The sequence below is a fragment of the Paenibacillus sp. JCM 9796 genome, from assembly GCF_055379675.1.
This window is the reverse complement of sequence record NZ_AP043723.1, coordinates 3048374-3074596: the sequence shown is the minus strand read 5'-3', so window position 1 is coordinate 3074596 and position 26223 is coordinate 3048374. Positions and strand designations below refer to the sequence as shown.

Below are 26223 nucleotides of genomic sequence, written 5' to 3'. Positions count from 1 at the left end.
GTACCCACCTCATATCATATATTTATTATACGCGTAAATCTTATCACGATTGTAAGGGTTTACATATGTGTCTAATCTACGATTTCAGGCGCTCATATTTATTGTTGCAACCCTTTACAATTTACAGTATAATCGACCACACAATTAATCATGGAGGGGTAGTCCTGCCTGAATAAGCCAAATATCTCGATTCGTGGGAAACTAATTCTGCTCTATTCGTTAACTATCCTGTTCCCTGTTATCATTATCGCTTTTGTTATGCCTTCTTATTATGTCAAAATAATCACGAAAGAAACCGAGAAGCTCACAGAAGCAACCTTGGTTGGCCTGACCGAAAATATCCAAACGTATTTAGATGATTTGGAACGAGTGACCGTCTCTCCTTACACGAACAACGAGGTAATGAGCTCTCTCATGCTAAAAGCCAGAGGATTACAGAGTGACGTTGATAATTATTCAAGGTATAAAGCCGACTATACTTTGTACCATACGCTTCCAAGATTGCTTGTTAATTTACGTAAGGATATATTAGGTACACTACTCGTAACCATCGATGGTTCTGTCTACTATAATGATAGTGACTCCTATCTAACTGAAACTCGCACCGATTATCGATATACTGAGCAAAATTGGTATCGGGAAGCCGTTACAGCAAACGGGAGAGTTGCCTTCATTAATGTCCACCCGCAAGATTATTTAAAGCTTGATTCTGTCCCTGAAGTGTTCTCTGTAGCCCGATTAATAAAAGATCCTGACTCCAAACAGCCTCTCGCCGTCATTATGGCTGATGCGGATACAGTCATTTTGGATAAAATCGTAAGGCAAGTTTCGTTTAATGTGAATTCCATTGTTACAATAACTGACAAGGATCATAGATTGGTTTATTCTAATACTTACTTATCTCCGGAAGAGCTGCATCAATTTGTGAAAAACCCGTCCAATATCCTTTACAAACAGCATTCCTATGTACCTGTTTCAAGGACAATACCTATCAGTTCATGGGAAATTACCGTTTGGTTATCTAAAGCTGAGCTTGCCTCCAAGGTCAGTTGGATGCATATCATGGGGGCTTCTTTTGCAGTTGGTGGTGTTGTGCTTACCTTCTTTTTGTTTTTTGCCTATTCCAGAACCCTTTTAACACCGTTCAAGGAAATGATCAGTGTCATGAGCCACGTTCAGCGCGGAAATATGAAGAAGAGGGTTTCTATACAAGGCCAAGATGAGATTGCTCAGTTGGGAACAGCTTTAAACCGAATGATCTATCAATTGGATGAATTAATCATTAAAGAATATCGTACCAAGCTGAATCTTAAGAATGCCGAGTTTCGCGCTTTTCAATCACAAATTCATCCACATTTTCTCTATAACACATTAAATGCATTATTAAGTTTAAACCGCAAAGGTGAGCATGCCCATTTAGAACGAGCCATCATATCGTTAAGCGGGATGCTCCGTTACATCTTAACCTCCCATGATACCTGCAGTTTAGAGGAGGAATTCTCCATTATTCAAAAATACGGAGAGCTTATGAGCATGCGCTTCCGTGATCGTTTAGAGATTAAAATCACCTTAGATCCCGAAATTGCGCATATCCGTGTCCCTAAGCTGCTAGTCCAACCATTGGTGGAAAACGCCATCATTCACGGTGTGGAGCCTTGTGAGCATCCTTGTTTGGTGGAGGTAAGCGCCGAAATGCTCCCAAAAATTACGGACGAAGATAGGTTTGTCATACGGATTGCTGATAATGGTATCGGTTTCAAACCACTTGAACGATCTAATAATCAGAGCATTGGTTTAAGCAATGTAAAGGAACGATTGGCGCTCGCATTTCCGGGTAAATACGATTTTCAATTGGATAGCCGTATTGGGCATGGTACTTACATTAACATAACGATAACGCTTAATAAAGAGGAGCTACCACAATGAATATTGTTATTTCCGATGATGAGGAATTAGCAAGAGAAGCCATGTCATCTATCCTGTTGGAAATATGCCCTGATCTACAGCTCTTTGAAGCGCGTAATGGTCAGGAGCTCATAGATGTTGTTAATCGAGTCAAGCCTGAGGCTGCTTTTGTCGACATCCGGATGCCTGTCAAATCAGGCTTGGAAGCCATCCAAGAAGCAGCCCCTTTATCACCCAATACCCAATGGATCATTTTAACGGGATTTGCCGACTTTGAATATGCGAAAGAGGCGCTCCGATTAAAGGCTATCGACTATCTGCTTAAGCCCGTTGATATTCAGGCTGTGCAAGCCCTGATAACTAAAATACGACAAACCACACTTCTCCAAATCATTGAAAATAACAAGCTTTTCGAATCTGACATGCTTTCCTTATTTCATGGACTTATCCGTAGCTGGGATGAAAGAGAATCCGATAATAAACCGTTCAGTCGGATGCGATGTCAGATTATTTACATGGACAGTTGCTATCCTGAAGCAGAAAAATCGGTATCCATTAAGCCGTTCTTTACTGCCATTAGCTCTACGATGCCCCAGTATTATCATAAGGATTTAGAATTGGCTACGATCCTTCTGCCAAGCGGAGAATGGGCTGTGGTGGGGAAATACACAACTTTGCAGGGTGCAGAGATGCTGGAGAAATTATTCTGTTTTTATTCAGAGCTTGTGAAACAAGCTGAGGAGCCGGGCCTGGCATTTACTCTGGTAGTATCTGATGAATGTGATTCTTATACATCGCTCCTGGATGAGGTGACAACTCTTCATAAGATTGCCTATCTCCGCTGTTCGCTGGGCATCTCCCGTAGCTGGAACAAAGTCGATTTATTTGAAGTTGAATCGCAGCCTGCGATTGCTGAGCTATGCCGCACTTTAATCAAGGCGATAGATGAGTACCACAAAAGACATTATGTGAGTTATATGAACACCATTGAACAATTCATTAAAATATTTGATTTACAGCGTGATCGGATTTCAATCACAACTTCACTAGCCATTGCACGATTTTTAAACTGCTCCATCAATGCCCCGATGCTGACTCCTACTAAAGAAGAGGATTGGTTTAAGTCACTTCGAAACCTGGGTGAACAACTTCTAGATAAAAAAATAAAACAAGCAGGAACCACACCTGATTTGGTGACCAAGACGATTATTTATATAGAAAATCACTATACGGGGGATTTAACGTTAGGTCAGGTAGCAGAAGAGTTTAATGTTACACCCAATCATTTAAGCAGTCTTTTTCACAAACGTACAGGAACGACATTTATGCAATATATAACCAAGCTCAGGATGTTGAAAGCGAAAGAATTGTTAGCTGATCCGTCGGTACAAGTACAGCAAGCTGCTGAGCAGGTTGGTTATTTTAGTTCAAGACATTTTACTAAATTATTTAAAGAGATTGTCGGATGTTATCCGTCCGAATATAAGAAGAATCTACAAATGAAAAAAGAAGCAGAGGGGACTACATAATGGATTCGAAAATACAAGAAAAGGCAACGGAGTAATGCTCGCGTACTCCGTTGCCTTTTCCATTTTGAGATTGATCATTTTTCCAATTGATGAAGGAACGCAACCTCTATTTGACAGATATGCCGATCCTCATAGCTCACTACCGTATCTTCAATTGTTCCGCACGCTGCAGCGCTTGTACTCGATTGTTGATTCCAAGCTTTCTGTACACATTTTTTATATGCGACTTTACGGTTTCTCCCGTGATGTGCAGGCGATCGGCGATTTCCTTGTTCGACAAACCTTTCGCGATCAACCGTAAAATCCGTGTTTCCTGCTCGGTTAATATTTCTTTCAGCGACAGTTCTGTATCCGGAGCTTGATCCTGATCCCGCCGCAGAGCCTCCATCGAAGACCCTGCTGTCCCGCTCCGATTATTTCTTCTGACCTTGTCCAATGTTTTTGCCAACCGCTGGGCGGTAACGGGCTTCATAAGATAATCCAACGCGCTCACTTCGAAGGCTTGAATCGCATAATTGTCATGAGCGGTTACAAAAACCACATCTATCGTGGCATCGAGATCAAGCAACAGGCTGGATAGCGAGATACCGTTAATTTCCGGCATGGAAATATCGAGAAATGCGATATCTATCTTATTGGTTTTCACATATTCGTAAGCTTCCAACGGGCTAAAAAATGCCTGACATATTTCGACATCGCCGCTATCGGAGAGGATCTTCTTCAACCATTTCACCGATAGTTCTTCATCATCCACGATCATGGCTCGCAGCATGCTTCAACCTCCACTCTGCTTGATTGGACGGGCCGGAATGTCGAAAAAAATCTTCGTACCTACCCCTTCTGCACTTTCAACACTAATGCTTTTTCCGTAAAGAAGCTGTAAGCGCTGACTTATGTTCCTTAGCCCTATGCCCCTTTTCTTCACATCCGGTTTCATTATTTCGTCTCTTCTCATTTCGCTCATGCCGCATCCATTGTCTTCTATGACAAAGCTGACCACCGCATCTGCTGCCTGTTTGACGGAGATTGTTACTGTTCCCCCTCGTAAGTTGGACATCAGACCGTGTCTTATAGCATTTTCCACCAGAGGCTGAAGAATCAGCGGCGGAATCAGGATATCCGGATTCGCATCCACGTCATACTCCACACACAATCTGGCGCCAAAACGTGCCTTTTCGATATTGATATACGCTTTGACGAGCTCCAATTCATTCTCTATGGTTGTTAGTGACTCCAGTTGATTGAAATCAAAGGCACTTCTCAAATACTTCGAAAGATCCAACGTCAATTCCTCTGCCTTATGAGGTTCGTCGTTGCACAGTGCGGCTATCGAATTCAGGGCGTTGTAAAGGAAATGCGGCTTGATCTGGGAACGCAAAAAAGCAATTTCCGCGTCCTTGGCCTCTGATTGCAGCTTTTGATTCTTTCTGATCATTTCCTTTATCGTTTCGTTTAAAGAAGTAAAGAACAACACAGACACTACGCTAATAATCATGTGAATGAAATGTACCTGAAAGACTGCCATGAATGATAAGCCTCTAATTACCCACACTGATGTTATTCCAACAAGACTATAGAAGACCAATAAAATTAGTGCAATTTGTATCCGCTGTTTCTTCTCTGCTTTTGTGAAAAACTTTTGGAATAGCAGAATCACCGGCATGCTAATTAAGAGGGTCAGAGTTGTCGTATACAATCCCAAATCGACCCCAACGCATAATCGGTATAGGATGATAAGGACACTTAGGAATATTCCCGTTCCCCAACCACCATATAACGTCCCTAAAAGTAATGGTATAATTCTTAGATCTACACGGTAGTCGGAGGAAAAGACAACAGGAAGGGACATACATAGTAGGATGGAGAGTCCAAACAGAACGGATAGAATAAACTTTTCGTACTTGTTCCTCCCAGACCGCTCTGAAAAAAATATTTGATAGGTAAAAATCAGTACAGCTATTAACACCAGTTGCAGCAAAAAATCTTTTACAATATTTATGCTCAACCTGACTATCTCCTTTATCATGTAAGAGGTTATTCTTCCTACATTATGAATTTCGACGATTTTAGCTAAACTCCTGTCTATAACGCCCTTATTGAAGTCCTGTTACCGTGAAACGCAAAAAGGAGCCTGCCTGTTTTAGTGACAAAGCTCCTCTTTGTTTTGTGGATTTAGCATATGGAGACGCGCCGTGCCACAGTAAATCCACGATCCGCCGCCGCGTTATGCTGTTTGGCGAGGTTGCATGATGTCCGTAAGTGCGGCTTTTAAATTTTTCCTTAACCAAATCAAGAAAATTCCCATATGTGATGTTGATCCCCAGACCTGATTCGGAGGTCAATCGTTAAGCCGCGAAGCAGATAGGGGCACCTATGGGAGCATGATAATCGATGACGGTTATAGATTCATAATACTTTTAAATTCTTTTAATTTTCCTCTGCTTACTGGAACCTTTGTGCTATTGGCGTCATTCATCTTTACTAAATACGTACTGTTAAACCAAGGGATGATTTCAGTTATGAAGTTTAGGTTGACAATATAATTTCGGTGAGATCGAAAAAAATAACCCGTTTCATCTAAAACCAATTCCAATTCATTTAGAGACAATTCGCTTTTTTCTATAGAATCTTTAGTGGAAATGTATAATTCTTTGTCTTTGACAAACGCAAAACTGATTTCACTTACTTGAATCGGTTTTATGATGTTGTTTTTCCGTATACAGATACGACCTTCGAGCATTGGCGGCGCTTTTTCCCATTTAATTTTTGTCTTGGCTTGAAGAGATTTCACTTTTTTGATGGCATCGTCCAATCTGGATTCCGATATAGGTTTTGTAAGATAAGCTATAGCGGGCGTATTAAAAGCTTCTAACGCATGTTCATAAAAAGCTGTTGAAAAAATAATGAACGGAGGATGGGTCATTTGATTTAAACGCTTCGCGAAATCTAACCCATTCATCTCAGGCATTTGGATATCTAGAAAAAGCAGATCAGGCTCATCATGAATAACTTTTGAAAGAGCTTCAACGGGATTGTGATGGATCGAGACAATTTGAATATCTATATATTTTTGAAGCAGGAATGCCAACTCGGAACAAATAGCCGGTTCATCATCCACAATGATTGTTTTTATAAACAAGTTAGACCACATCCTCTTTTAGACCGGTCATCGGAATTTCAAATGTTACGATCGTACCGGATCCCGGTTCACTTTTAATATGCAGACCATAATCTTTCCCGTATATAGACTGTAATCTACGGTGAATATTAGAAAAACCTATTCCCTTTGTTTGGTGATTTAAAATTTCCGCTAACCGTTTCTCGTTAATTCCGATTCCATTATCTTCAACACGGATTTGTACATGATTTCTGTTTTTACAAACACGAATAAATAACAAGCAGTTATTTATTTTTGGAAATAAACCGTGATGAATCGAGTTCTCAATAATAGGCTGCAAGGTTAGAACTGGCAATTTCATATTCAATAAGGATTCGTCAATTTCCATAGTCACCTTTAATCGGTTTGCGAATCTGACCTTCTCAATCTCCAAATAAGATTTTATACCATCCAACTCTTCTTTCAAACTGTTAAAGTTGTTTTTATTATTCAGATTTCGCCTGAAAATGTCGCTCAAATTGCCCAGCAGGTTTCTTGCAAGCTCAGGATTGGTTCTGCAGTAAGACATGATGGTGCTTAGCGTGTTAAAAAGAAAATGCGGTTTAATTTGTGCCTGCAATGCATTCAATTCCGCTTGCTGCCTCATTTTGGTTTGCTTTTCTATCTCCGCAAGTTCAATTTGTACCGAAAGTAGCTTGGCTAGTCCGTCAACAAGATTGAGGTCGGTTTGGGTTTCTTTAAATGAATTTTTATAGTAAATCTGCAATGTTCCAACCGGTTTGCTGTTATGAACCAATTTTGCACCTACTGCTGATTTTAAGGGAAAATTACGATGGAAATGTGCAAACTCTTTATCTAGAGAAAGGATCCTCATCTTATTTTGTTTGAGGATGGCTTCTGTTACCTGTGCATAAATCGCCTTTTCATGAAGACCGCGGTCACTTCCAACACCTACTATACTTAAAGTTTGATCACAATCCGTTATTACGACCGCATCGACATTTGCAATTTCATGAATAATCTCTGCTGTTTGTTTCACCGACGTTTCATTTAGACCGGTTCTAAGATGGGGGAGGGTACGGCTAGCAATACTAAGGGCAAGATTAGCCGCAATAGCCCCGGATTGGTCCTGTAAAAGTTTAATGTTCATAAAAATCCTGATGAAAATCATCACTCCCAAGATCGTCACACTTGTAGTAGGTATAGCTATTTTCAATTCCAATGCCAGCGCTGCTGCAAATGGTTTGGCTAGGAGCAGCACTAATATCTTTTGAATCAATTCCGCTGTGAGCCCTAACAGAACGATGTGCTGCCATTTCATTCTTAACATATCGTATTTGATCCCTGCTAGCCCTCCCAATAAGCCGCAAAGTACGGTAGAGATGGCGCAGGCAGCGGCGGTAAATCCACCGATAGAATACCTATGAATGCCTCCTATGATTCCGGAAAATATCCCAACCAGAGGGCCTCCTACAAGCCCTCCTACCACAGCACCGACAATCCTCGTGTTGGCCAATGCATCATCGATTTGAATGCCATTTTCTGTTCCAAGAATGGATAAAAATCCAAATATTACTGAAAGAATAACGGTTCGCTTCCAACCATTTCTCCCATAAATCAAGAGTCTAAAATAATTCAATTGACCAATAAATAAAGAGATTAGAGCAACTACGACTACATTCTCAAAGAGCCTTAGCAGGATGGTTAAATCCACTCGTCCTCCTCCTTTTTGCATTTCAGCATAAATAGACGGCAAATCAGCTGCTATTTTTGAATACTTGGAAACAATTAATGGATATAATTAAAAGGGAAAGATACTATTTTGTAGTATAAAGAACAGTTCTAATGACTTCAACTAGACGGGTGTAAGCGTTACACAAATCTTCGAAAGGTCGATCATTGATGCAAGCAAAGGCTTAAAAAATAATCAACATGCACCCATCGAAGAAAGCGGTTACTTTCTGAAGGAGGAATTAAATAATGTCTCAATCCGTTGAGTCGACAAAGAAGGGAAGTATTGCAGGTAACATCTTTAAAGGTTCGGTTGGAAATCTGATCGAATGGTACGACTGGTACGTTTATGCTGCATTCGCAGTCTATTTCTCATCACAGTTCTTTCCTAAGGGAGACCCGACAAGCCAACTCCTCAACACGGCGGCGATCTTTGCCGTAGGCTTCTTAATGCGCCCGATAGGGAGCCTGTTGCTGGGCCGATACGCCGACCGTCATGGCCGCCGTGCTGCGCTGACGCTTTCCATCTCTGTCATGGCCAGTGGTTCCCTGATCATTGCCTGTACCCCTAGTTATAGCTCCATTGGCATAATGGCTCCCATTATTTTGGTTCTCGCTCGATTACTCCAAGGGTTGTCGCTAGGCGGAGAATATGGAACCTCGGCAACGTACTTGTCCGAGATGGCCAGCAGAGGCCGCCGCGGCTTCTACTCAAGCTTCCAATACGTCACACTTATTGGAGGCCAGTTGGTGGCGCTGGGCGTCCAGATCATCCTCCAACAACTACTCAGCGAAGCCGAAATGCAGGCCTGGGGCTGGCGTATTCCTTTCATCATTGGAGCACTGGGGGCACTAGCTGTCTTGTGGCTGCGCCGCTCGATGGACGAATCAGAACAGTTTTCCAAAATGGGCTCCGAAAGCAGGGCAAACGCCGGGACCATGCGAGCTCTGATGAAGCATCCTAAAGCGGTGCTGACCGTGGTCGGATTAACGCTCGGCGGAACCGTCGCCTTCTATACTTATACAACGTATTTACAAAAGTTCATGGTGAATTCTGTAGGCCTCCCCAAGGACGTCGTCAGCTGGATCAACTTTATTGCCCTGCTGGTATTTATCGTACTTCAGCCGCTCGCCGGCATGCTGTCCGACCGGATCGGACGGCGTCCGCTATTGCTCTGTTTCGGTATCCTCGGTACTTTGCTGACAGCGCCACTGTTCTTTATCATGGAGAACATGAAGAATCCTATGGGTGCTTTCTTGCTCATGCTGGCTGGTCTCATCATTGTTACCGGTTATACTTCCATCAATGCCATTGTGAAAGCCGAGCTTTTCCCGACAGAAGTTCGCGCTCTTGGCGTTGGCTTCCCGTACGGACTCACCGTTGCGGTGTTCGGCGGGACCGCGGAGTTCATCGCATTGTGGTTCAAGAGCATTGGAATGGAGTCGCTCTTCTACTTCTATGTGGCTGCCTGTATTGCGGTGAGTTTCTTCGTCTACTGGCGTATGGGCGAGTCTTCCAAATCGTCCCACATCGAAGCCGAGCTTGACCGCAAATAAAGGGGACAACCTTGGCGGTACATGTCCATGCCGTACTCACTCCGCTCTGCTCCGTTGCATGCGGTCTGAACTCCCAGGGCTCTCGCCTTCCCTTATCCGCTCTATAAACGCGAAAGAGCATCGACCGCTTTTGGTCGATGCTCTCGCATTTTATGGAGACGAAGCGTGGCTTGGCAATTCCACAATACTTCGCCGCGTGATGCTGAAGTTGTTTGGGGAGGTAACATAGCTCACACCCGCGCTGCCACCTTCAATTCTTTGGAATCGATCACCAATCCAGCAGCTTGGATGAAATCAAAGCCCAGGATGCCGTCTATCTCCATACCGTAATTCATTTCTCCAATCTCCACTTCAAAGCCTTCCAGAGAAGTTCCGCCTGTCCTCACCAAGTCAAAAAACTTGGAGTACACGACCTCTACTCCTCCTACACCCCTGATCTTGTTCAGAACATCCCCAGGCTCAACCTTAACCCCGATGGCATCCACTACATCAGCGCTGAATATCGTTCCCGCCGAACCAGTATCAAGCAAAACACGCTTCAAGTGAAGTTCTTCTCCCCGGTAACAAATCGTAACTTCCACAAATGGTAGCCCGTATTTCACTTCGATATTCATCTGGGCCCTCTTACCCCCGCCCATTTCTCGCGGAGCTTCAGCGTTTCACGAGATGTGTGAAAAAAGCCATACTCCCGATAAGGCTGTTCCCGATGCAATTCATAATAGCGCTTCATTGCCACTGCGGAATCGTCAAAACGATCAATAAGTGCCACTTCCTCAATGAACCAGTAGCCGTCTTCTGAACGAGACTTCAAAGCTTCACAGACCACCCACTCTTCTGGAAACTGCTCTCTAACCTCTTCCCAACGCATCCTCGTCACCTCCGAAAGGTAGTACTTCTTTATATTAAGTATAGCATATAAAAAGCCCAACCATAAAAACAATTGGTCAGGCTAGAGCCATGTTGAACCCCTATCCGGCATTTAACAGTTGTGTTTTTATTTTGACAAGGATTCGATTTTCCGAACCGTCGTTTGCCGCAGTTTACTATTCATGATTTTTATAGCAGAGGCAAACGCTTAATCACGAAACTCCCTCTATTCTATCTTGAATCCTTACTTAGGAAAGTTTCTTTACAATATCTTCAACAATTCCACTTACTTGCATCTCTACTTTCTTTGAAACGTCAATTATAACTCCTCCGACAGAAGATGTTTTATCAAACATTCCCGGTAATACGTCAGAAAACCATACTGGTATAATTTCCCCATTAAATCTATCTTTAAACTGATCCGATTCGTATTTAGTCCAAATTTTTCTAGGGTAATTCTTTGAAAGTAAGACCAATATAAATCTAGCCTCACTTCTATATATCGGACCTAAATATTCTTCGACATCTTCAGCAAGAATCCGATGTTGTTCATTTTTGTCATAAAATACTGAGATTTCTTCTTTACTTAGTTTCTCAAAAAGAAGGCTAGCCACATCTCTTTCTTCACCAGCAAATGATAATGCTATGTCATACATTGTTGAAAAGGAAATATTAGGATACCCAATTTTTCGCGAAAAGTTGTTCCAGTCCATATTTCTTAAATAGAACAAAAATTTGGGATCTTCAATTCCAATAATATTTGAATTAGGATCAAAATGAATAACCTTTTCGAGCATTTGTTTCTTCTTATTGTAAAACTTAGCTAAATTGCCTTTATCAACAACCTGACCAACGCTAGAGCGATGTTTTGGGTTTGCTCTAATTGCAAGATCAAGTTCTAGTGTCCATTCCGAATTCTTGGCCACCCAGTTAAGAATATGTAAATATGGTGCGCGCCCTCCACGACGAATCTTAGGTCCTGTAGCAAATATGCGAGCTGTCTCCGCAAATGTCCGTTCTAAGTTCTCATAAACATTCTGCTTTATAAGTTCCAAACTTACTGAGAGTCGTTGTTTATCAACACATTTTTCGATTACTCCCGCTTGCAGACATAGCTCCTTACATAATATTTGGGCAATATGAAAACTACCTTGAGCTGCCACAGAAATTTCTTCTTTAGTATCGATCTCTAAATTTAGAACTGACTCTCCCGTTGAAATTAATTTAAAAATTTGCTCAGGCAACGCAGGCTTAAATCTTATAGTATCAATTCTATTGTTTAAGTCACTAGCGAACTTTACCAAAGAATCTCCGGCCTTATTAATACCTACGATAACCATTTTAGTGTTTTCATCATCTCGATCTGCAAGAATCTTCATATAATCTGCTATTGCTTCTTTTACATTGTTATCTAATCTATGAAAGTCATCGACAATGACAATTCCTCGAAAGCCTTCGTTAGGTAAGTTCTCAATCCTGTTTAAGTGTGCCGGGTCTCTTGCAGTAAGTTCTAACACAGTATCTTCAAGCTGCAATTTCTCGATTGCCTTCTTTATCCCGGATGTTTTTCCAATACCCGATGGACCTTCGACAACTAGCCCTTTGCCTTTTGTCCTAAGGTATACAACTAATTTAGTAATTCGTTTGGTTCGACAAACGTATATTTAGGTACTCCTGAATCTTTAAAAACTTCTTCGACAAATGGTCCCACGGACGCGTCCCCCTGATATAGATATATAGGTCTCAATAAAACTATATTATACTATTTGGAATGTTTTTCCTAGAAAAGGATTAAAAAAGCCCCGCATTCCGAAAACAGTTTGGGGAACTAAAATCGTCATCGCTAGGTATTTAATTCACGAGTTTAGTACTTAGTAATCACTAGAAACCAGGTAGCAGGGTATAAAGTCAGCCTACAATGAGCATGGCTAAGTTTTCTTCTTCAAATAAAATTTCTTGCGTTTTGTTAGATCCTTAATCTATTCATGCTAACTTGCTCAATATAAAAGCAAAATCCACAACCTCATTTGATGTGACCCCCAAAAGTTAGACACTATATTATTAGGCGACTTCTAGGGCGTGAGTCCGGTACTGTACCGGGCTCATGCCCTTTAGTTTTGCTTTAATCCGCTTGTGATTGTAGTATGTGATATATTGATCTAATTCTGCCTTAAACTGCTCAACACTCTCAAATTCCTGCGTGTATAAGAACTCGGACTTTAATGTGCCAAAGAAGCTTTCGATAACTGCATTATCGTAACAGTTTCCCTTGCGTGACATACTCTGTGTGATCCCATGATCCTTAAATGCTTGCTGATACTGACGCATTTGATAACGCAGCCCTGATCGGAATGAATAAGAAGGGCATCTTTATCATCCAATCGTTTAAACGCGTTATCTAGCATCTTTGAAACAAGTGAGTAGATGGGGCGGGAATTCACTGAGTAGGCGATGACTTCGCCGTTAAACAAATCGAGCATTGGCGATAGATACAGCTTCTCTCCAAATAGCTTGAACTCCGTAATATCTGTTACCCACTTCTCGTTCGGTTTTGATGCGATGAAGTTCCTCTCCAGTATGTTCGGCGCAATTTTACCTACATTCCCTTTATATGAACGATATTTCTTCATACGGACGACGGATTTTAAGCCAAGCTCCTGCATGATTCGTTGCACCTTCTTATGGTTTACACACTCATCTTCATTGTGAAGCACATCTGTAATACGACGATACCCATAGCGGCCCTTGTGTTCGTGATAAATCGCTGTAATACGAGCTTTTAAGGCCGCGTCTTTGTCTGGGCGGTCGAAGGTGCTGACCCAGTAATAGTACGTGCTACGCGGAATTTGAGCCAACTCAAGCAATGATGTAACGGGATATTCTAACCTTAGTTCAAAGATTACTTACACTTTGTCTTGCTTTGTAATTTTTCCTTGCTTAGAACTAAGGCATTCAACTTTTTTAAGTAGGCGTTTTCCATTCGTAGACGTTCTAATTCAGCTTGTAGCGCTTCGACAGAGCCTTCAGCTGGAGTTGCTTTCTTCGTTTCTTCCTTCATGGATGGACGCCCCTTTTTCTTCGGTAATAGGGCGTCTTCACCTCGCTGCTCAAGAACCTTCTTCCACTGCAGAATGGTTGAAGGTGCCGGAATGTTAAACCTAGCAGCTGTTTCTAAAACTGACGTCCCTGACTCATTCATAAAATTCAGTACGTCTAGTTTAAACGCTTTTGAGTAGGTTGTATATCTCTTGGCCAAACCTTCCATGCCATTCATTCGGTAAAGGGCTACCCACTTTTCAACAGCTTTATGGTTCACACCGATGCGTACACCTAACTCCCTGAAGGATTCTTTGCCGTCTAAATAGGCTTGTACGGCTTGATACTTCTCCTCTTCTGTAAACTTCCCCATAGAAATACACCCCACTTGTTAGATTGTGTCTAACAAATGGTAAGCGTCAAATAACTCGGTGGATAGAAAAAAGAGCAAAACTCGTGTAAACAGAGCTTTGCACTATTGGCAGGCTTCCTGGACTTCTGGGCTCCAGGGAAGGTAATCTTCAAGAAACTCCGGATGCTGTCCAAACTGAACCCCCGGCAATTGGCTGAAGATGAATTGAAGATATTTAAACGGATTAAGACCATTTGCCTTAGCACTTTCGATGATACTGTAAACGGCGGCACTCGCACAAGCTCCTTTGTCTATGATAACTTAAAAACAGGCCACCGTAATCATTGAAAAACCGGCCACAACCGATAAACCTACTTGGAGAATAAATCGACAAGTGGGTGCCGGGAGAGAATGATTACGATGAATATTATGCAGAAGATTTTGATGATGCACATCCATGAAGGAAGGTCACGCCGGGAAATTGCTAGATTGACCGGGATTCATCGAGAAACGGTTGGAAAATACATCCACCAATATGAGGAAAGGAGACGGCAGTTGTTGGCGGAGGGGAACGACTCAGTAGATATTCAAGCATTAATTGATGCCCTGACCACCGCTCCCAAGTACAATGTAGGAATCCGACCGAATCGGAAACTGACCGATGAAATAGCAAAAAAAATCCAAGCGCATTTGAATGAGAATGAAATCAAGCGAAACCAAGGGCAACGCAAACAACAAAAGAAGGCAATGGACATCTTCGAAGCACTGGAAGCCGAAGGCGTAGATATTAGCTACAGTACGGTTCTCCGAACAATCCGTGGTTTGGAACGCAAACCCAAGGAAGCATTCATCAAGGCACTGTATGAACCTGGGGAAATCTGTGAATTCGATTGGGGTGAAGTGAAACTTAAAATCAATGGTAGACTACAAACTTTTCAAATGGCGGTTTTCACATCCGCTTATGGGAACTACCGTTTTGCGTATTTGTTTACCAAACAAACGACAGAATGCTTTCAGGAAGCACATGCTTTGTTTTTTCAGCATATTGGCGGCGTACATCGAACGATGGTATATGATAACATGAAAGTGGCGGTCAAACGGTTCGTTGGAACGGGAAAGGAGCCGACGCAAGGTCTTCTGCAGTTGTCGCTTTATTATGGGTTTCAGCACCGTTTTTGCAATATCCACAGCGGCAATGAAAAAGGTCATGTGGAGCGCAGCGTGGAGGTCGTACGCCGAAAAGCATTCGCCTTTCGGGACGAGTTCGACTCGTTAGAGGAAGCGAACCAATATCTGCAGCAGGTATGTACACGGCGCAACCAAAAACCGCAAACCGAGTTGAGCGGCCAGACGGCGATCGAACGACTGGAACAGGAACGCTCTTTCCTTCTCCCTGCCATGCCCCCGTTTGATGCCGCTCGTGTACTCTACGGACGGGTAGACAAATATGCGACGATCATGGTGGACCAGAATCGTTATTCAGTACCGGATCATTTGGTTGGCGAGTCGATCATGACCAAGGTCTACTCCACGAGAGTGGTTTGCTTTCATCAGGAAATTCAGGTGGCGGAGCATATGCGACTGACCGGCAGCCATGAGTGGCGATTTGATCTGAATCATTATTTAGAAACGTTAAAGAAAAAACCTGGTGCATTCGCCGGTAGCGCGGCGTGGCATCAGGCTCCCCAAAAGATAAAAACAATTTACGAGATGTATTATACCAGACGAGAGAGAGATTTTGTACAACTACTGCAATATATTCGCGACGATGTCGGTTTCACAGAGGTAGAGCAGGCCATAGAGGCGTTGCAGCGTATCCATCCGAGCCATGTCACGACGGATAAAATTAAAGTGCTGTGTGCTAAGAACCGGGAAATGGTAGTTGCTCATGCCACGCTTTCCAAAACCGGTCAAGAGATCACGGATCGATCGGTCGAACAATTGCGCGCGTACGATGATCTGTTTCATACCGATACGTTAGAAACGAAGGAGGACGTTGCATGAGTCATTCACCGCGCAAGGCGTGGAAAGAAGCGATTATGGAATACAGTAAGGAACTACGGCTTCCGATGATTCGGAAGCATCTGGAGGAGTACGTGCGGGAGGCCAGCCAACGGGACGTTTGCTACGAAGAGTTCCTGGCTCAGTTGCTGGAGAAGGAATGCGATGCCCGACGGGAGGCATCCCGGTACAACCGAATCCGACTGGCAGAATTCACACATAAGAAATATCTTGAGGATTTATCTGTAGATGAGCTTCCTCAGGACGCACAAAAGAAACTGAAACTGCTCAAAACGCTAGGGTTTATTCCGGAAGGACGTAACGTCATCTTGGCCGGCAATCCAGGAACCGGAAAAACCCATGTGGCTATTGGGCTCGGTCTAAAAGCTTGTTTGGAGGGTTACAAAGTATGGTTCACTACCGTGCCTTTGCTTGTGAACCGCATCAAAGAGTGTCGGGCAGAGCAAACACTCCGAGTGTTTCAGAACCGGTTTGAGAAATATGACCTGGTCATTGCCGATGAGATGGGATACATCTCATTCGATAAGGAGGGTTCCGAGCTACTGTTTACCCATCTTTCGCTTCGAGCAGGACGGAAGTCAACGATCATCACGACGAATTTGTCATTTGAACGCTGGGGAGAGATCTTTCAGGATCCGATCATGACCGCAGCGATGATCGACCGATTGACCCATCAGTCCTACCTCGTCAACATGAATGGGAACTCCTATCGCATGAAAGAAACTAAGGAATGGCTGCAGAAGCAGCAATTGGCCTGAGCTACATGTAGCCATATTTTTTGTACCGCATGGCCGGAAATTAAATGATTATGTGGCCGGATTTTCAGTTGACAAATACACTCCTTTCGGACTTCCGCATAAAGAGCCAGTTTTTTCTTCCAATTGTAAAGGGTCGAATACTGTTTTCGGCAAGGTTGTTGGATATGGAGCAGTTGCCATCCTGAAGATAATTCATAAACTCTCCCTTATGATTTAGGGCATAGGTCAAGGCTTCACCTAGTTTGGATTTGGGCAGCACCTTACCTTTGGTGGAATCGATCCATACCCAAAAAGCCTCCAAAACGGGTCTTTCTCGTTCCAGACGCTCAGATTTACGTTGTTCGCTCGAAAGGTCTTCAAGCTTTTTTTCAATCTCGAAAAGTTTGTTACAGAATGTAATGCCTTGGCTTGGAAGGGTGGCTTCCGGGCTCTGTATATCTTTCGGAAGGGAATCTACGAATTTCCTTCGAAGATGTGTCCAACAGAGGCATCTTGTGACACCCGGAATCTTTGTGTATCCGGAGTATGCATCCGAGTGAAGGTACCCATTGAATCCCTTTAGGAATTTCTGAGGGTATTTGCCACTTCGGCCAGGTTGGTACTCGAAGATTCGAATGGGGTGTTTGCCATGCTGGCCGCTGCTGTATACCCACATATAGGAATCGGTGGTATTCTTCCGCCCCTCTTCATTCATGACTTGAACGACGGTTTCATCCGCATGTAAATGCTTTTCCTGCAGGAGTTTTTGATGCATGAGCCCCACCAATGGAGCTAGCCAGTCGCGGGACGCAGCTTGAATCCAGTTGGCCATGGTCGCACGGCTAAGGTTTACGCCCAGTGTCCGCCACTCCTTTTCCTGACGGTACAGGGGAAGGGCGTTGACGAATTTCTGATGCATGACCCATGCCACTGTGGAAGGAGAAGCCATGGAGTGCTGGATCACCGGATAAGGCATGGGTGACTTTTCCATGTAGGGTTTCCCGTTCTTACGACAGGTACGGCACTCAAAGGTTTCGCGGTAATAATCGATGGCTCTGACTTTGGCAGGAATGAACTCGATTTCAGTTCGGACGAACTCTTCGCCAACCGATACAAGTGCGGTGCTGCATGCTTCGCAAAAGCAGTCTTGTTTATCAAGGGTGCAAAGGCGTTTGTCGTGAGGAATATCCTTCAAGAGTTCCATCCGCTGACCTTGAAATTTCTTTCGCCGGTACCCTTGTATCTCCTTAAGGTTAGGCTCCGGCGCCGTCGGATCCGCTTCGATTTCTGCTTCATCAAAAAGAGACATCTGCCCCAAAGAAAGGGACGATGTCTTCTCGTTACTTCTGCCGAAGAGTTTGCGTGTTAGATATTCAACCGTATCGTGGAGCCGTTTGTTCTCCAGTTCCAGTTCGCCTATGCGTTTTTCGAGTACTTTTACCTGCTCCGCAGCGCTCATGAATACAGTTCCTTTACCGTTTTCTACTGTATCCATTATAGCATAAAAAATGCCGAAAAACCCAGTAATTATGCGCATTTTCGGGGTTTTTCACCGTTAAAGACAGGCCATAATATGGAGTTTTTTTACGGCCTTAGGTTGATCTATGGACAAGCCTTCCAGAAGCCAACGAAATTCCTGGTAGGTGATGGAGCGAACGGCTTCGGCATTCATTGGCCATTGAAAACTTCCGTTTTCCAGTCGCTTGTAAAGGAGGACAAATCCATCTCCTTCCCAACAGAGGGCTTTCATTCGATTACGTTGCCGGCCACAAAAGAGAAACAGACTGTTTTGGAAAGGGTTTAACTGAAAATTCTGCTGGACGATTGCGGCAAGTCCATCAATTGACTTCCGCATGTCGGTATACCCACAGGCACCGTAGATTTTCTCCGCTTTTGAGATATCACCGAACATGTTGCAATGCCCTCAAGGTGTTTTCGATCAAGGTTGCTGATGCATTGCCCCGAATCTCCAGTGTTACAGCGCCAAAACGTATTACGATATCTGACAATACTTCTTGATCACCAAAATCAGTACCAGTTGTAGAAACTGGAATGTTTACGGGTACGAATGGATTGGCAATTGGGTTGTTTTGAGAATAAAGTGACGGGAGGGCTTCGCATGCGGCAGCGCGCACGCGCCTCAACCAATAATAATAGGTTTTAGGATTAATGTCATGATCAGCACACCACGCAGAGATCGTTTGTCCACTACTGCGACATTCTCGGACAATCTCAGTCCATTTGTTTAATCGATACTGGTTAGTAATTTCCCTGGTATTCAACTCCAAACCTCCCTTTGGAGTTTTTCGATCGAAGTCGAAAAACTCTACAAACTCCAACTAAGGGAATTGTCTCAAAGACTGAGGGAGGTTTCTATACACTAACTTATTAGACGCTTACAACAAATGGGGTGCAGTTCAATTGGTTGTGGATCTAACATATGGAGACGAACCGTGGATCAGTAATTCCACAATTCGTCGCCGCGTGATGCTGAGATTGTTTGGGGAGGTGGCATGATTGGTAACATGACTCCAGTATAGAATTGACATTTGTACCCGACTCGATATATCGGTGTTAAATGCTTAACTACCTTCATTATTGTAGGTTTGTACATGTGTTTAGTACTTTTATCGACACTTTATAAATCGTTACTTACTAGCCAATCTCTTGTTCCTTGAAATTGAGGATTCTCATTGATTACTAACTTAATTTCACTTGACTCTAATACTCGAGGCAAGTGCATCATGCTGATCAACCGCTTGTCGGAAATGAAATTAACATGAAACTTAGCTTTATAATCAGAACTACGTTGTATGTTTCTGTCAAACTCTTTGATAGTCGATGATAATTCTGAAATCCTAGCCCCATATATATCTTTATCCATATCAACGGGAACATAAAAGCCAATGATGTTCGGTTCACGAAATAAAATTCTAGTGTCGCCTTTAGTAAGAAAAGCGGTTCTTTCTGTTGGGTCCCCAAGTCTGTCTGAAGCATGCTTGATGTATATGTGAGTATCTGTAAAACTTAAACTATTAAATGGGGCTCTTCTATCAGCGAGATTTGGGACAGCATTATTGATTATTTCAAGCCTGTTAGCTAGCTCTTTTGCGTAACTTACATGACCTTCAACATAAAAGGAAAACGGAAAAGACTCTGGCGAGTATTGGTCTTTTCTCTTTAGATTTGTAGGCTCTTTATCAACTAATAAACAAATTGTCCTTTGAGTAGGTGAAAGTAAGTTAATACTGCGTTCGTATATAGGCTCGATGTAACCTCCAAAGTTAGTTATTAAAGCTAACTTATCCATAGGCATTTCGATTACTTGAGCCTTCATACTGTATATATCGCCAGTATTCATAGTTTTCTCGCTTCGATAAATTATCGGTATTGGTTTTGCAGACTCAGGTATATGGAGAAACGATTCCTTCTGATTGATTGCTTCTTGAATATGTTTGAATTTAGATTCGTATTTAAATCCACTAAAATCATTGGGATATATAAAACCCAATTTGAATCTTCTCCCATCGAATGTGACCTCAGGCGTTGTTTCAACCGGCGGTTGAAACAGCGCTGATTTCCATCCTACCCTTCCTACAATGGCATTATCCATACTATGAGATACACTTACAGGTATGTACGATGTATACGTATATGGTATAAACGTGTGGAAATATTCTGAAAACAAACCTTATAAATTAACAATAGTCCCATATGGAACCTTCCCCTGCTTCCAGAAGTAAGACAACTCTTTGACATCTTTGTAGTCATGTTCATCAAGAAATGCATTTACTTTTCTCAGAGGATCTACAATCAAACCTTTAACGGCGTTCTTGATTGCAAACAATTTTGTAAGAATTGTAATGATATCTATTGTGATCAGCCCCTACATTTCAATGTATTACTCTAATCATAACAAATAACGGAAATGAGGTTAAGCGCCAATTGCAAGAACGGGGTATTGTAAAGTGATTGTCCTTCGTATCCTAAACGTGGATGTACCATCAAAAGCTCCTTGTGGACGTATCTGCACCTTTAATAACCTACTAAGTTGTTAACCCCTTGTCCAAAGGATTATTATGGTTTTATCCGGACAAAGGTGTATAAAAGGGAACTATAGCTTGGCAGGTCCACGAACATCGTCAACGCGATAGCCAGCGGTGTTTCCAACGCCACGCTGATCAGCAAGCTGGAGGAGTTGGAGAAGCAGAAGCTGGGCCTTGCGCAGAAGCTGCTTGAGGTGCGGTCGCAAAACGAAAAAGCAGCCATCACAGAGGACACTCTGCGACAACTGCTTTCTCAATTCGGAGCCCACGTCGCAAACCGCGATCTTCCCAAGATCAAGAAGTTCATCGGCAGCTATGTGGAGAAGGTAATCGTCTACGAAAAGCATGTAGAAGTTATCATTAAGCTCCCTGTTGTGGATTTGCAGTATGGAGGTGAGGGGAGTCGAACCCTTCCGAAGATAACGCCACACAGGATTCTACGGGTGTAGTCACAGTTTTGATGTCACTTTCTTTTTACTTGTTACCTGTGCTTCATAACATACATAGCCGCATGATGCATAAAATAACTCCTTTGAGAGCAAAACCAAGAATACAATCCGGCCATCATTAGATACTTCGATTGCGTATCCCTTACACATAGTGATTCATATACTGTTTTGAGGAATGACTCATAACAGAGGTGATGCTATTGAAATGGGACGAGGCTAAAGGGAAATATAAGGCCTTCATTAGTCTGGGGTCCACCTGCCAAACCGCTCATCAGCTACAAAGACTGGGGCTTCGCCAATTCGCTGGCCCGCTCGACTGGTTTATCTCTCCGTCCGTTCCTGACTTGGCCAAAATTTTGCAATCCCGTTTCAAGTCCTTTATGGAATGGTCTAATCTCCAGCTTATCGGTGTTATCGATAATCATTATGTCGTTAAAGATACGGTTTATCAAATAGAATCGTATCATGATTTTCCGTTTACGGCACCGTGGGGAGTGCCTTATCCCCAGTTTAAGGAAAAGTTATCCCGCAGGGTGAACCGTTTTTTGAAGATAATCAACTACGGCCCCATTTGCTTTGTTCGTATTCGAACCTCAGAGGCTGAAGCGCGACATCTAGAAGCTGCCTTACGCTCAGCGGCAAACAAGCCGTTTAGATTATTGATAGTAAATCACCATTATCAGCCAACCAATGATGTGATCCATGAGGACTGGGGACTAAAGCATGTCTGCTCGGTCAAGGTGCCCGCAGGAATGGATTGGAGAGGCTCAGATAGGGCTTGGGATACGATTATGACTGGCTTTTCACTCTAAAATCAATAGGGGCAGCCTCAAAAGATGTTTTAAGCCGCCCCCTGGGCTTCTTTATCGACCAATGGACTTGGTCGCCCAAAAGCCCCTTGTAGCTGCGTTTCAAACCTCAGCGTAAAATCTTTAAATGAAAAAGAGCACCTCAACAGGTGCTCTCTCACAATACTTATGGAGACGAGGGGAGTCGAACCCCTGTCCGAAGATAACGCCACACAGGCTTCTACGGGTGTAGTCACAGTTTTGATGTCACCCGAGCGTCGCCCCGTAACCGGCTACGCGTTGGGTCAGCCTGATTGTCTTCTTCAGCTCACCGCAGGCGGAGATGAGACAGCGTATCCCACTAAAGTTGAGCCCCTAGCCCGGCACATGGGCGATGCAGAGTAGGAGCACGCTCACAGGTTATTAAGCTGCGAAAGCGTAGTTTTGTTGTTGTTTGCCATTTAATTGGCTTTAGCGTTGATGAAGTGGACGCGTCCCCACTACCCGCAACCCATGCTCGAACTATCCCCGTCGAATCCAAGAACGTCCCCGCATAGGAAGGCTCCGGTTAAGGAGCCTAAAAGTGAAACAATGTAACATGAATTCAAGGAAGTTATGAAAAAAGGTTTATCAACAAAGCTGTTGATGTGCTGACTTCATAAGATCTGATTGATGCTGATGTCCTCTGGCGTACTCTTATTATAACACACATGCTCTGAAAAGGAAGGCCAACCTATTGGGAGCAAATCCAGCACTCAGTAAAGCTGGTAACTGTGCGCCCGCCTACCGTGCAACCTTCTGCTTCTCGCGAAGCGCACGTTGGATGTCGCGTTGGGCGTCTTTCTTCGCGGCGGTTTCCCGCTTGTCGAACTGCTTCTTCCCTCGGCCAAGGCCGATGAGCAGCTTGGCGTAGCCGTTGCGCACGTAGATCTTAAGCGGCACCAGCGCGTAGCCTTCCTGCTTGGCTAGACCGAGCAGCTTGCGAATCTCCGGTTTCTTCAGCAGCAGCTTGCGCGCCCTGGTCGGATCGCTCGGGTTGTGGCGGTTGCCTTGCTCGAAAGGGCTGATGTGCATGTTATGAATGAACGCTTCGCCATTCCGGATCAACGCGAACGCATCGCCGATATTGGCTTTACCGAGGCGGATCGACTTGATCTCGGTTCCGGTCAACACCAAACCGCATTCGTACGTATCCTCTATAAAATAATCATGCGACGCTTTCTTGTTCTGCGCCAGCACTTTCCCGTCCGCTTTCTTGCCCATTGTCGCAGCACCGCTCCTTCCCATCAAGACTCCAAACCAAACCAAGGGATGGAGTCCATTGTACCAAACTCCATCCCCGGAAATCAAGAGGCGCCTAGTGCTTCACGGTCTTTTTGCGCTTCTTCTTGGCGAAGCCGCCGCCCGCGCCGCCACCGGCGCCGAAGGCACTCGCGCCGCGCTTCCCGCTGCCGCCCTCCGCCGAGCGGCCCGTCGCCTCGAGCGCGCGCGTCTTCGCGGCGCCCGGCCCTTTGCCGCGGCTGCTTCCGCCGCTGCGCGAGCCTCCCGCGCCGGGCGCCGAGCCGCTATCGCCGCCGGCTCCTGCACCGCCCGCGCGGCCGCCGCGACCGCGCTTGCCGCTTGCGCCGGTGCCCGTGCGTTCGCCGCCTCCCCGCCCGGCCAAGCCTTCCCGTGCGCCGCGGCCGCCCCGCTTGCCTTGGCGCACCGCTTTCAGCGCGTCAACGAGGCTCACCTTCTGCTGCCGCGGCTTCATGTCCACCATCTCGAAGTCGATGGTGCGTTCATCCATGTTCACACGCGACACACGCACCTTCACCTCATCGCCAAGGCGGAAAATCTTCGAGGTGCGCTCGCCGATCAGCGCGTGCTGGGCATCGTGGTAGTGGTAGTAGTCGTCCGTTAAGTCGGACAGACGGATAAGCCCTTCCACGGTATTGTCCAGCTCGATGAACATGCCGAAGCTGGTCACGCTGCTGATGATGCCGCCGAATTCCTCGCCGACCTTGTCGAGCATGAACTCGGCCTTCTTCAGCGACTCCGTCTCGCGTTCCGCATCTACGGCGACGCGCTCACGCTCCGACGACTGCCGCGCGATATCTTCCATCCGCGATGCCAAGTATTCGTGACGCTGGTCGCTGAGTACGCCGCCGCTCTCCAGCACCTCGCGAATGACGCGATGGATGATCAGGTCCGGGTACCGCCGGATCGGGGAAGTGAAGTGTGAATAAAACTCCGCCGCGAGGCCATAATGGCCCAGACTATTGGCATCATACTTCGCCTGCTTCATCGAACGAAGCATCACGGTGCTGATAACCGTCTCTTCCTTCGTACCCTTGATTTCCTCCAGCAGCGTCTGCAGCGCCCGCGGATGCACCGTATTGCCCTTGCCGCGCACCACATACCCGAAGTTCGTAATAAACTCCATGAAATGCGCCAGCTTCTCGCCGTCCGGGTCTTCGTGAATCCGGTACAAGAACGGCACCTTCATCCAGTAGAAATGCTCCGCCACCGTTTCATTCGCCGCCAGCATGAACTCCTCGATGATCATCTCGGCGATCGTACGGTCGCGCTTAATAATGTCGGTCGGCTTCCCGTTCTCGTCTACCAGGATTTTCGACTCTTGAAAATCAAAATCAATCGCGCCGCGCCGCATCCGCTTGGACCGAAGCTTCATCGCGAGCTCTTCCATCAGCCGGAAGTCGTCCATCAGGTAGCCGTACTTCTCGAGCAGCTCCGGTTCCGGAGCTTCTTCCGTAAGCAGCGTACGTACGTTCTTATACGTCATTCGCTCGCTGGTCTTGATCACACTCGTGAAAATATCATGCCGGACGACATTCGCATCCTGATCGAACTCCATCTCACAGGACATCGTCAGCCGGTCGACCTGCGGATTCAACGAGCAAATCCCGTTCGACAACCGGTGCGGCAGCATCGGAATGACCCGGTCCACCAAATACACGCTGCAGCCGCGGTTGTACGCCTCCTGATCAAGCGCCGAGCCCTCGCGCACATAATAGCTCACATCGGCGATATGAACGCCCAGGACGTAGTTGCCGTTCGGCAAACGCTCGACGTTCACCGCATCGTCCAAGTCCTTGGCGTCTTCGCCGTCGATCGTAACAATCCGCTTGCCGCGCAGATCGCGCCGTCCCTGACTGCGGATCTCCTCCTCCGTAATCGACTCCGGTGCGGCGGCCGCTTCGTCCATCACATCGTCGGCGAACGATTCCGGCAAGCCGTGCTTCCGGATGATTGACAAAATATCAATGCCCGGATCATTCTTATGCCCCAAAATTTCAATGACTTCGCCCTGTGCCGCAGCGCGGCCTTCCGGGTACGACACGATCCGCACCACGACCTTGTGCCCGTCCATCGCTCCGTTAAACGCATCCTTCGGAATAAAAATATCCCGCACGACCCGCTTGTCGTCCGGTATGACGAAAGCATACTCTTCCAACGACTTAAACAAGCCGACAATTTGCGTATTGGCACGGCTAACTACGCGTACGACTTCGCCTTCCATACGACCGCCGGACGCGCTCTTCGAGTTGACGCGGACCAGAATAATGTCGCCGTTCATGGCAGTTCCCATATCATTGGCGTGAATGTACACATCCGGAAGCTCCCGGTCGTCCGGGATCAGAAATCCGAACCCTTTCGCATGCGCTTGCAGCTTGCCTCGCAGTAAATTCATCCGTTCCGGAATACCGTATCGATCGTTCCGGGTACGTAATATCAAGCCCTCATTTTCCAAATCGTTCAGCAGCTTCAAGAACTCTTTAAATGCCTGAGCATCCTCCAGTTCAAAATGCTGCTCCAACTCGTGGTACGTCATAGGCTTATAAGCCGTTTCTTTCATAAAATCGAGCAATGCTTCTCTTGTGATCATTGGCGCTCACTCCTATCTTCTCTTTCTAATTTATGTGGAGGAACCTGCCGCCCGCTTGTTCCCATGCCCGTATTGACCGAGTGTAAGTAAAAATCCCGAATGCATCACCAACCCGTTCCCGCTCGTCGTCCAGCAGCAGTCCATGCGAGGATTCCGGGGAATAGGCGATCTGCCGGAAAGGCGAGGACATATGCTTA

Annotated in this window: 19 protein-coding genes, 1 other RNA gene and 3 pseudogenes; 7 read left to right on the top strand and 16 right to left on the bottom strand. The window is 45.1% G+C overall.

Features of this window, described 5'->3' with window-relative positions; translation table 11 throughout:
* Window positions 1–258 precede the first annotated feature (258 nt).
* Both ACZ439_RS14795 and ACZ439_RS14790 read left to right on the top strand, forming a co-directional pair.
* On the top strand, window positions 259–1926 hold the full coding sequence (locus ACZ439_RS14795; RefSeq protein ID WP_464619844.1) for a sensor histidine kinase: 1668 nt from the start codon (window positions 259–261) through the stop codon (window positions 1924–1926).
* A complete protein-coding gene (locus ACZ439_RS14790; RefSeq protein WP_464619843.1) occupies window positions 1923–3434 on the top strand; it encodes a response regulator transcription factor in 1512 nt (503 codons plus the stop codon). Before ACZ439_RS14795 ends, ACZ439_RS14790 begins: the two co-directional genes overlap by 4 nt.
* Before the next feature lie 139 nt (window positions 3435–3573).
* Here ACZ439_RS14790 and ACZ439_RS14785 read toward each other — a convergent pair whose 3' ends face one another.
* From ACZ439_RS14785 to ACZ439_RS14770, 4 genes are all read right to left on the bottom strand, one after another.
* Window positions 3574–4206, bottom strand: coding sequence for a response regulator (locus ACZ439_RS14785; RefSeq protein WP_464619842.1), 633 nt, complete (start codon window positions 4204–4206; stop codon window positions 3574–3576).
* A gap of 3 nt (window positions 4207–4209) precedes the next feature.
* Window positions 4210–5439: a sensor histidine kinase gene (locus ACZ439_RS14780; protein ID WP_164751899.1), complete on the bottom strand. Its 1230-nt coding sequence runs from the start codon at window positions 5437–5439 to the stop codon at window positions 4210–4212.
* 393 nt (window positions 5440–5832) lie between these two features.
* A complete protein-coding gene (locus tag ACZ439_RS14775; RefSeq protein ID WP_464619841.1) occupies window positions 5833–6573 on the bottom strand; it encodes a LytR/AlgR family response regulator transcription factor in 741 nt (246 codons plus the stop codon).
* Window position 6574: 1 nt separating this feature from the next.
* Entirely contained in the window at window positions 6575–8266 is a 1692-nt protein-coding gene (locus tag ACZ439_RS14770; RefSeq protein WP_464619840.1) for a LytS/YhcK type 5TM receptor domain-containing protein, read from the bottom strand.
* Between the two features lie 266 nt (window positions 8267–8532).
* On the opposite strand from ACZ439_RS14770, the gene ACZ439_RS14765 reads away from it, so the two are divergent.
* Window positions 8533–9840: an MFS transporter gene (locus ACZ439_RS14765; RefSeq protein WP_054800252.1), complete on the top strand. Its 1308-nt coding sequence runs from the start codon at window positions 8533–8535 to the stop codon at window positions 9838–9840.
* 230 nt (window positions 9841–10070) lie between these two features.
* Here ACZ439_RS14765 and ACZ439_RS14760 read toward each other — a convergent pair whose 3' ends face one another.
* The 5 genes and pseudogenes from ACZ439_RS14760 to ACZ439_RS14740 all read right to left on the bottom strand — a co-directional run.
* Window positions 10071–10454, bottom strand: coding sequence for a retropepsin-like aspartic protease (locus tag ACZ439_RS14760; RefSeq protein ID WP_464619839.1), 384 nt, complete (start codon window positions 10452–10454; stop codon window positions 10071–10073).
* Entirely contained in the window at window positions 10451–10708 is a 258-nt protein-coding gene (locus tag ACZ439_RS14755; protein ID WP_464619838.1) for a hypothetical protein, read from the bottom strand. The genes ACZ439_RS14760 and ACZ439_RS14755 overlap by 4 nt, the downstream gene beginning before the upstream one ends.
* 247 nt (window positions 10709–10955) lie before the next feature.
* Window positions 10956–12242 carry a TIR domain-containing protein gene (locus ACZ439_RS14750; protein ID WP_464619837.1) on the bottom strand — a complete coding sequence of 429 codons (1287 nt, stop codon included), beginning with the start codon at window positions 12240–12242 and terminating at the stop codon, window positions 10956–10958.
* A 526-nt stretch (window positions 12243–12768) separates the two neighbouring features.
* Window positions 12769–14116: pseudogene (locus tag ACZ439_RS14745) on the bottom strand (IS3 family transposase).
* Between the two features lie 102 nt (window positions 14117–14218).
* A pseudogene (locus tag ACZ439_RS14740) lies at window positions 14219–14404 on the bottom strand (transposase domain-containing protein); the annotation flags it as partial.
* 102 nt (window positions 14405–14506) lie between these two features.
* Here ACZ439_RS14740 and istA point away from each other — a divergent pair.
* Both istA and istB read left to right on the top strand, forming a co-directional pair.
* On the top strand, window positions 14507–16099 hold the full coding sequence (gene istA, locus ACZ439_RS14735; protein WP_464619836.1) for an IS21 family transposase: 1593 nt from the start codon (window positions 14507–14509) through the stop codon (window positions 16097–16099).
* Complete coding sequence (istB, locus tag ACZ439_RS14730) at window positions 16096–16875, top strand: IS21-like element helper ATPase IstB (RefSeq protein WP_137671315.1); 780 nt, start codon at window positions 16096–16098, stop codon at window positions 16873–16875. Before istA ends, istB begins: the two co-directional genes overlap by 4 nt.
* Before the next feature lie 69 nt (window positions 16876–16944).
* Here istB and tnpC read toward each other — a convergent pair.
* The 4 genes and pseudogenes from tnpC to ACZ439_RS14710 form a co-directional block, all read right to left on the bottom strand.
* Window positions 16945–18313: pseudogene (tnpC, locus tag ACZ439_RS14725) on the bottom strand (IS66 family transposase); the annotation flags it as partial.
* A 96-nt stretch (window positions 18314–18409) separates the two neighbouring features.
* Window positions 18410–18766 (bottom strand): IS66 family insertion sequence element accessory protein TnpB, encoded by a 357-nt coding sequence (gene tnpB, locus ACZ439_RS14720; protein WP_464619835.1) that lies wholly within the window; start codon window positions 18764–18766, stop codon window positions 18410–18412.
* A complete protein-coding gene (tnpA, locus tag ACZ439_RS14715) occupies window positions 18756–19136 on the bottom strand; it encodes an IS66 family insertion sequence element accessory protein TnpA (protein WP_464619834.1) in 381 nt (126 codons plus the stop codon). The genes tnpB and tnpA overlap by 11 nt, the downstream gene beginning before the upstream one ends.
* A gap of 356 nt (window positions 19137–19492) precedes the next feature.
* A complete protein-coding gene (locus ACZ439_RS14710) occupies window positions 19493–20467 on the bottom strand; it encodes a hypothetical protein (RefSeq protein WP_464619833.1) in 975 nt (324 codons plus the stop codon).
* 585 nt (window positions 20468–21052) lie between these two features.
* Between ACZ439_RS14710 and ACZ439_RS14705 the strand changes: the two genes are divergently transcribed.
* Together ACZ439_RS14705 and ACZ439_RS14700 are read left to right on the top strand one after the other, a co-directional pair.
* Complete coding sequence (locus tag ACZ439_RS14705; RefSeq protein WP_054798594.1) at window positions 21053–21349, top strand: hypothetical protein; 297 nt, start codon at window positions 21053–21055, stop codon at window positions 21347–21349.
* Window positions 21350–21549: 200 nt separating this feature from the next.
* Complete coding sequence (locus ACZ439_RS14700) at window positions 21550–22161, top strand: DUF1796 family putative cysteine peptidase (RefSeq protein ID WP_464619832.1); 612 nt, start codon at window positions 21550–21552, stop codon at window positions 22159–22161.
* Between the two features lie 163 nt (window positions 22162–22324).
* Here ACZ439_RS14700 and ssrA read toward each other — a convergent pair.
* The 3 genes from ssrA to rnr all read right to left on the bottom strand — a co-directional run bounded on the left by ssrA (window position 22325) and on the right by rnr (window position 26026).
* Window positions 22325–22688, bottom strand: a transfer-messenger RNA (tmRNA) gene (gene ssrA, locus ACZ439_RS14695).
* Window positions 22689–22920: 232 nt separating this feature from the next.
* Complete coding sequence (gene smpB, locus ACZ439_RS14690; RefSeq protein WP_127610814.1) at window positions 22921–23400, bottom strand: SsrA-binding protein SmpB; 480 nt, start codon at window positions 23398–23400, stop codon at window positions 22921–22923.
* Window positions 23401–23494: 94 nt separating this feature from the next.
* A complete protein-coding gene (gene rnr / locus ACZ439_RS14685) occupies window positions 23495–26026 on the bottom strand; it encodes a ribonuclease R (RefSeq protein WP_464619831.1) in 2532 nt (843 codons plus the stop codon).
* Between the last annotated feature and the right edge of the window lie 197 nt (window positions 26027–26223).

Coding starts and splice junctions, on each gene's coding strand:
- ACZ439_RS14795 (WP_464619844.1), top strand. CDS start 259: ATGCCTTCTTATTATGTCAAAATAATCACGAAAGAAACCGAGAAGCTC.
- ACZ439_RS14790 (WP_464619843.1), top strand. CDS start 1,923: ATGAATATTGTTATTTCCGATGATGAGGAATTAGCAAGAGAAGCCATG.
- ACZ439_RS14785 (WP_464619842.1), bottom strand. CDS start 4,206: ATGCTGCGAGCCATGATCGTGGATGATGAAGAACTATCGGTGAAATGG.
- ACZ439_RS14765 (WP_054800252.1), top strand. CDS start 8,533: ATGTCTCAATCCGTTGAGTCGACAAAGAAGGGAAGTATTGCAGGTAAC.
- ACZ439_RS14760 (WP_464619839.1), bottom strand. CDS start 10,454: ATGAATATCGAAGTGAAATACGGGCTACCATTTGTGGAAGTTACGATT.
- ACZ439_RS14755 (WP_464619838.1), bottom strand. CDS start 10,708: ATGCGTTGGGAAGAGGTTAGAGAGCAGTTTCCAGAAGAGTGGGTGGTC.
- istA (WP_464619836.1), top strand. CDS start 14,507: ATGATTACGATGAATATTATGCAGAAGATTTTGATGATGCACATCCAT.
- istB (WP_137671315.1), top strand. CDS start 16,096: ATGAGTCATTCACCGCGCAAGGCGTGGAAAGAAGCGATTATGGAATAC.
- tnpB (WP_464619835.1), bottom strand. CDS start 18,766: ATGTTCGGTGATATCTCAAAAGCGGAGAAAATCTACGGTGCCTGTGGG.
- ACZ439_RS14710 (WP_464619833.1), bottom strand. CDS start 20,467: ATGGATAATGCCATTGTAGGAAGGGTAGGATGGAAATCAGCGCTGTTT.
- smpB (WP_127610814.1), bottom strand. CDS start 23,400: ATGGGCAAGAAAGCGGACGGGAAAGTGCTGGCGCAGAACAAGAAAGCG.
- rnr (WP_464619831.1), bottom strand. CDS start 26,026: ATGATCACAAGAGAAGCATTGCTCGATTTTATGAAAGAAACGGCTTAT.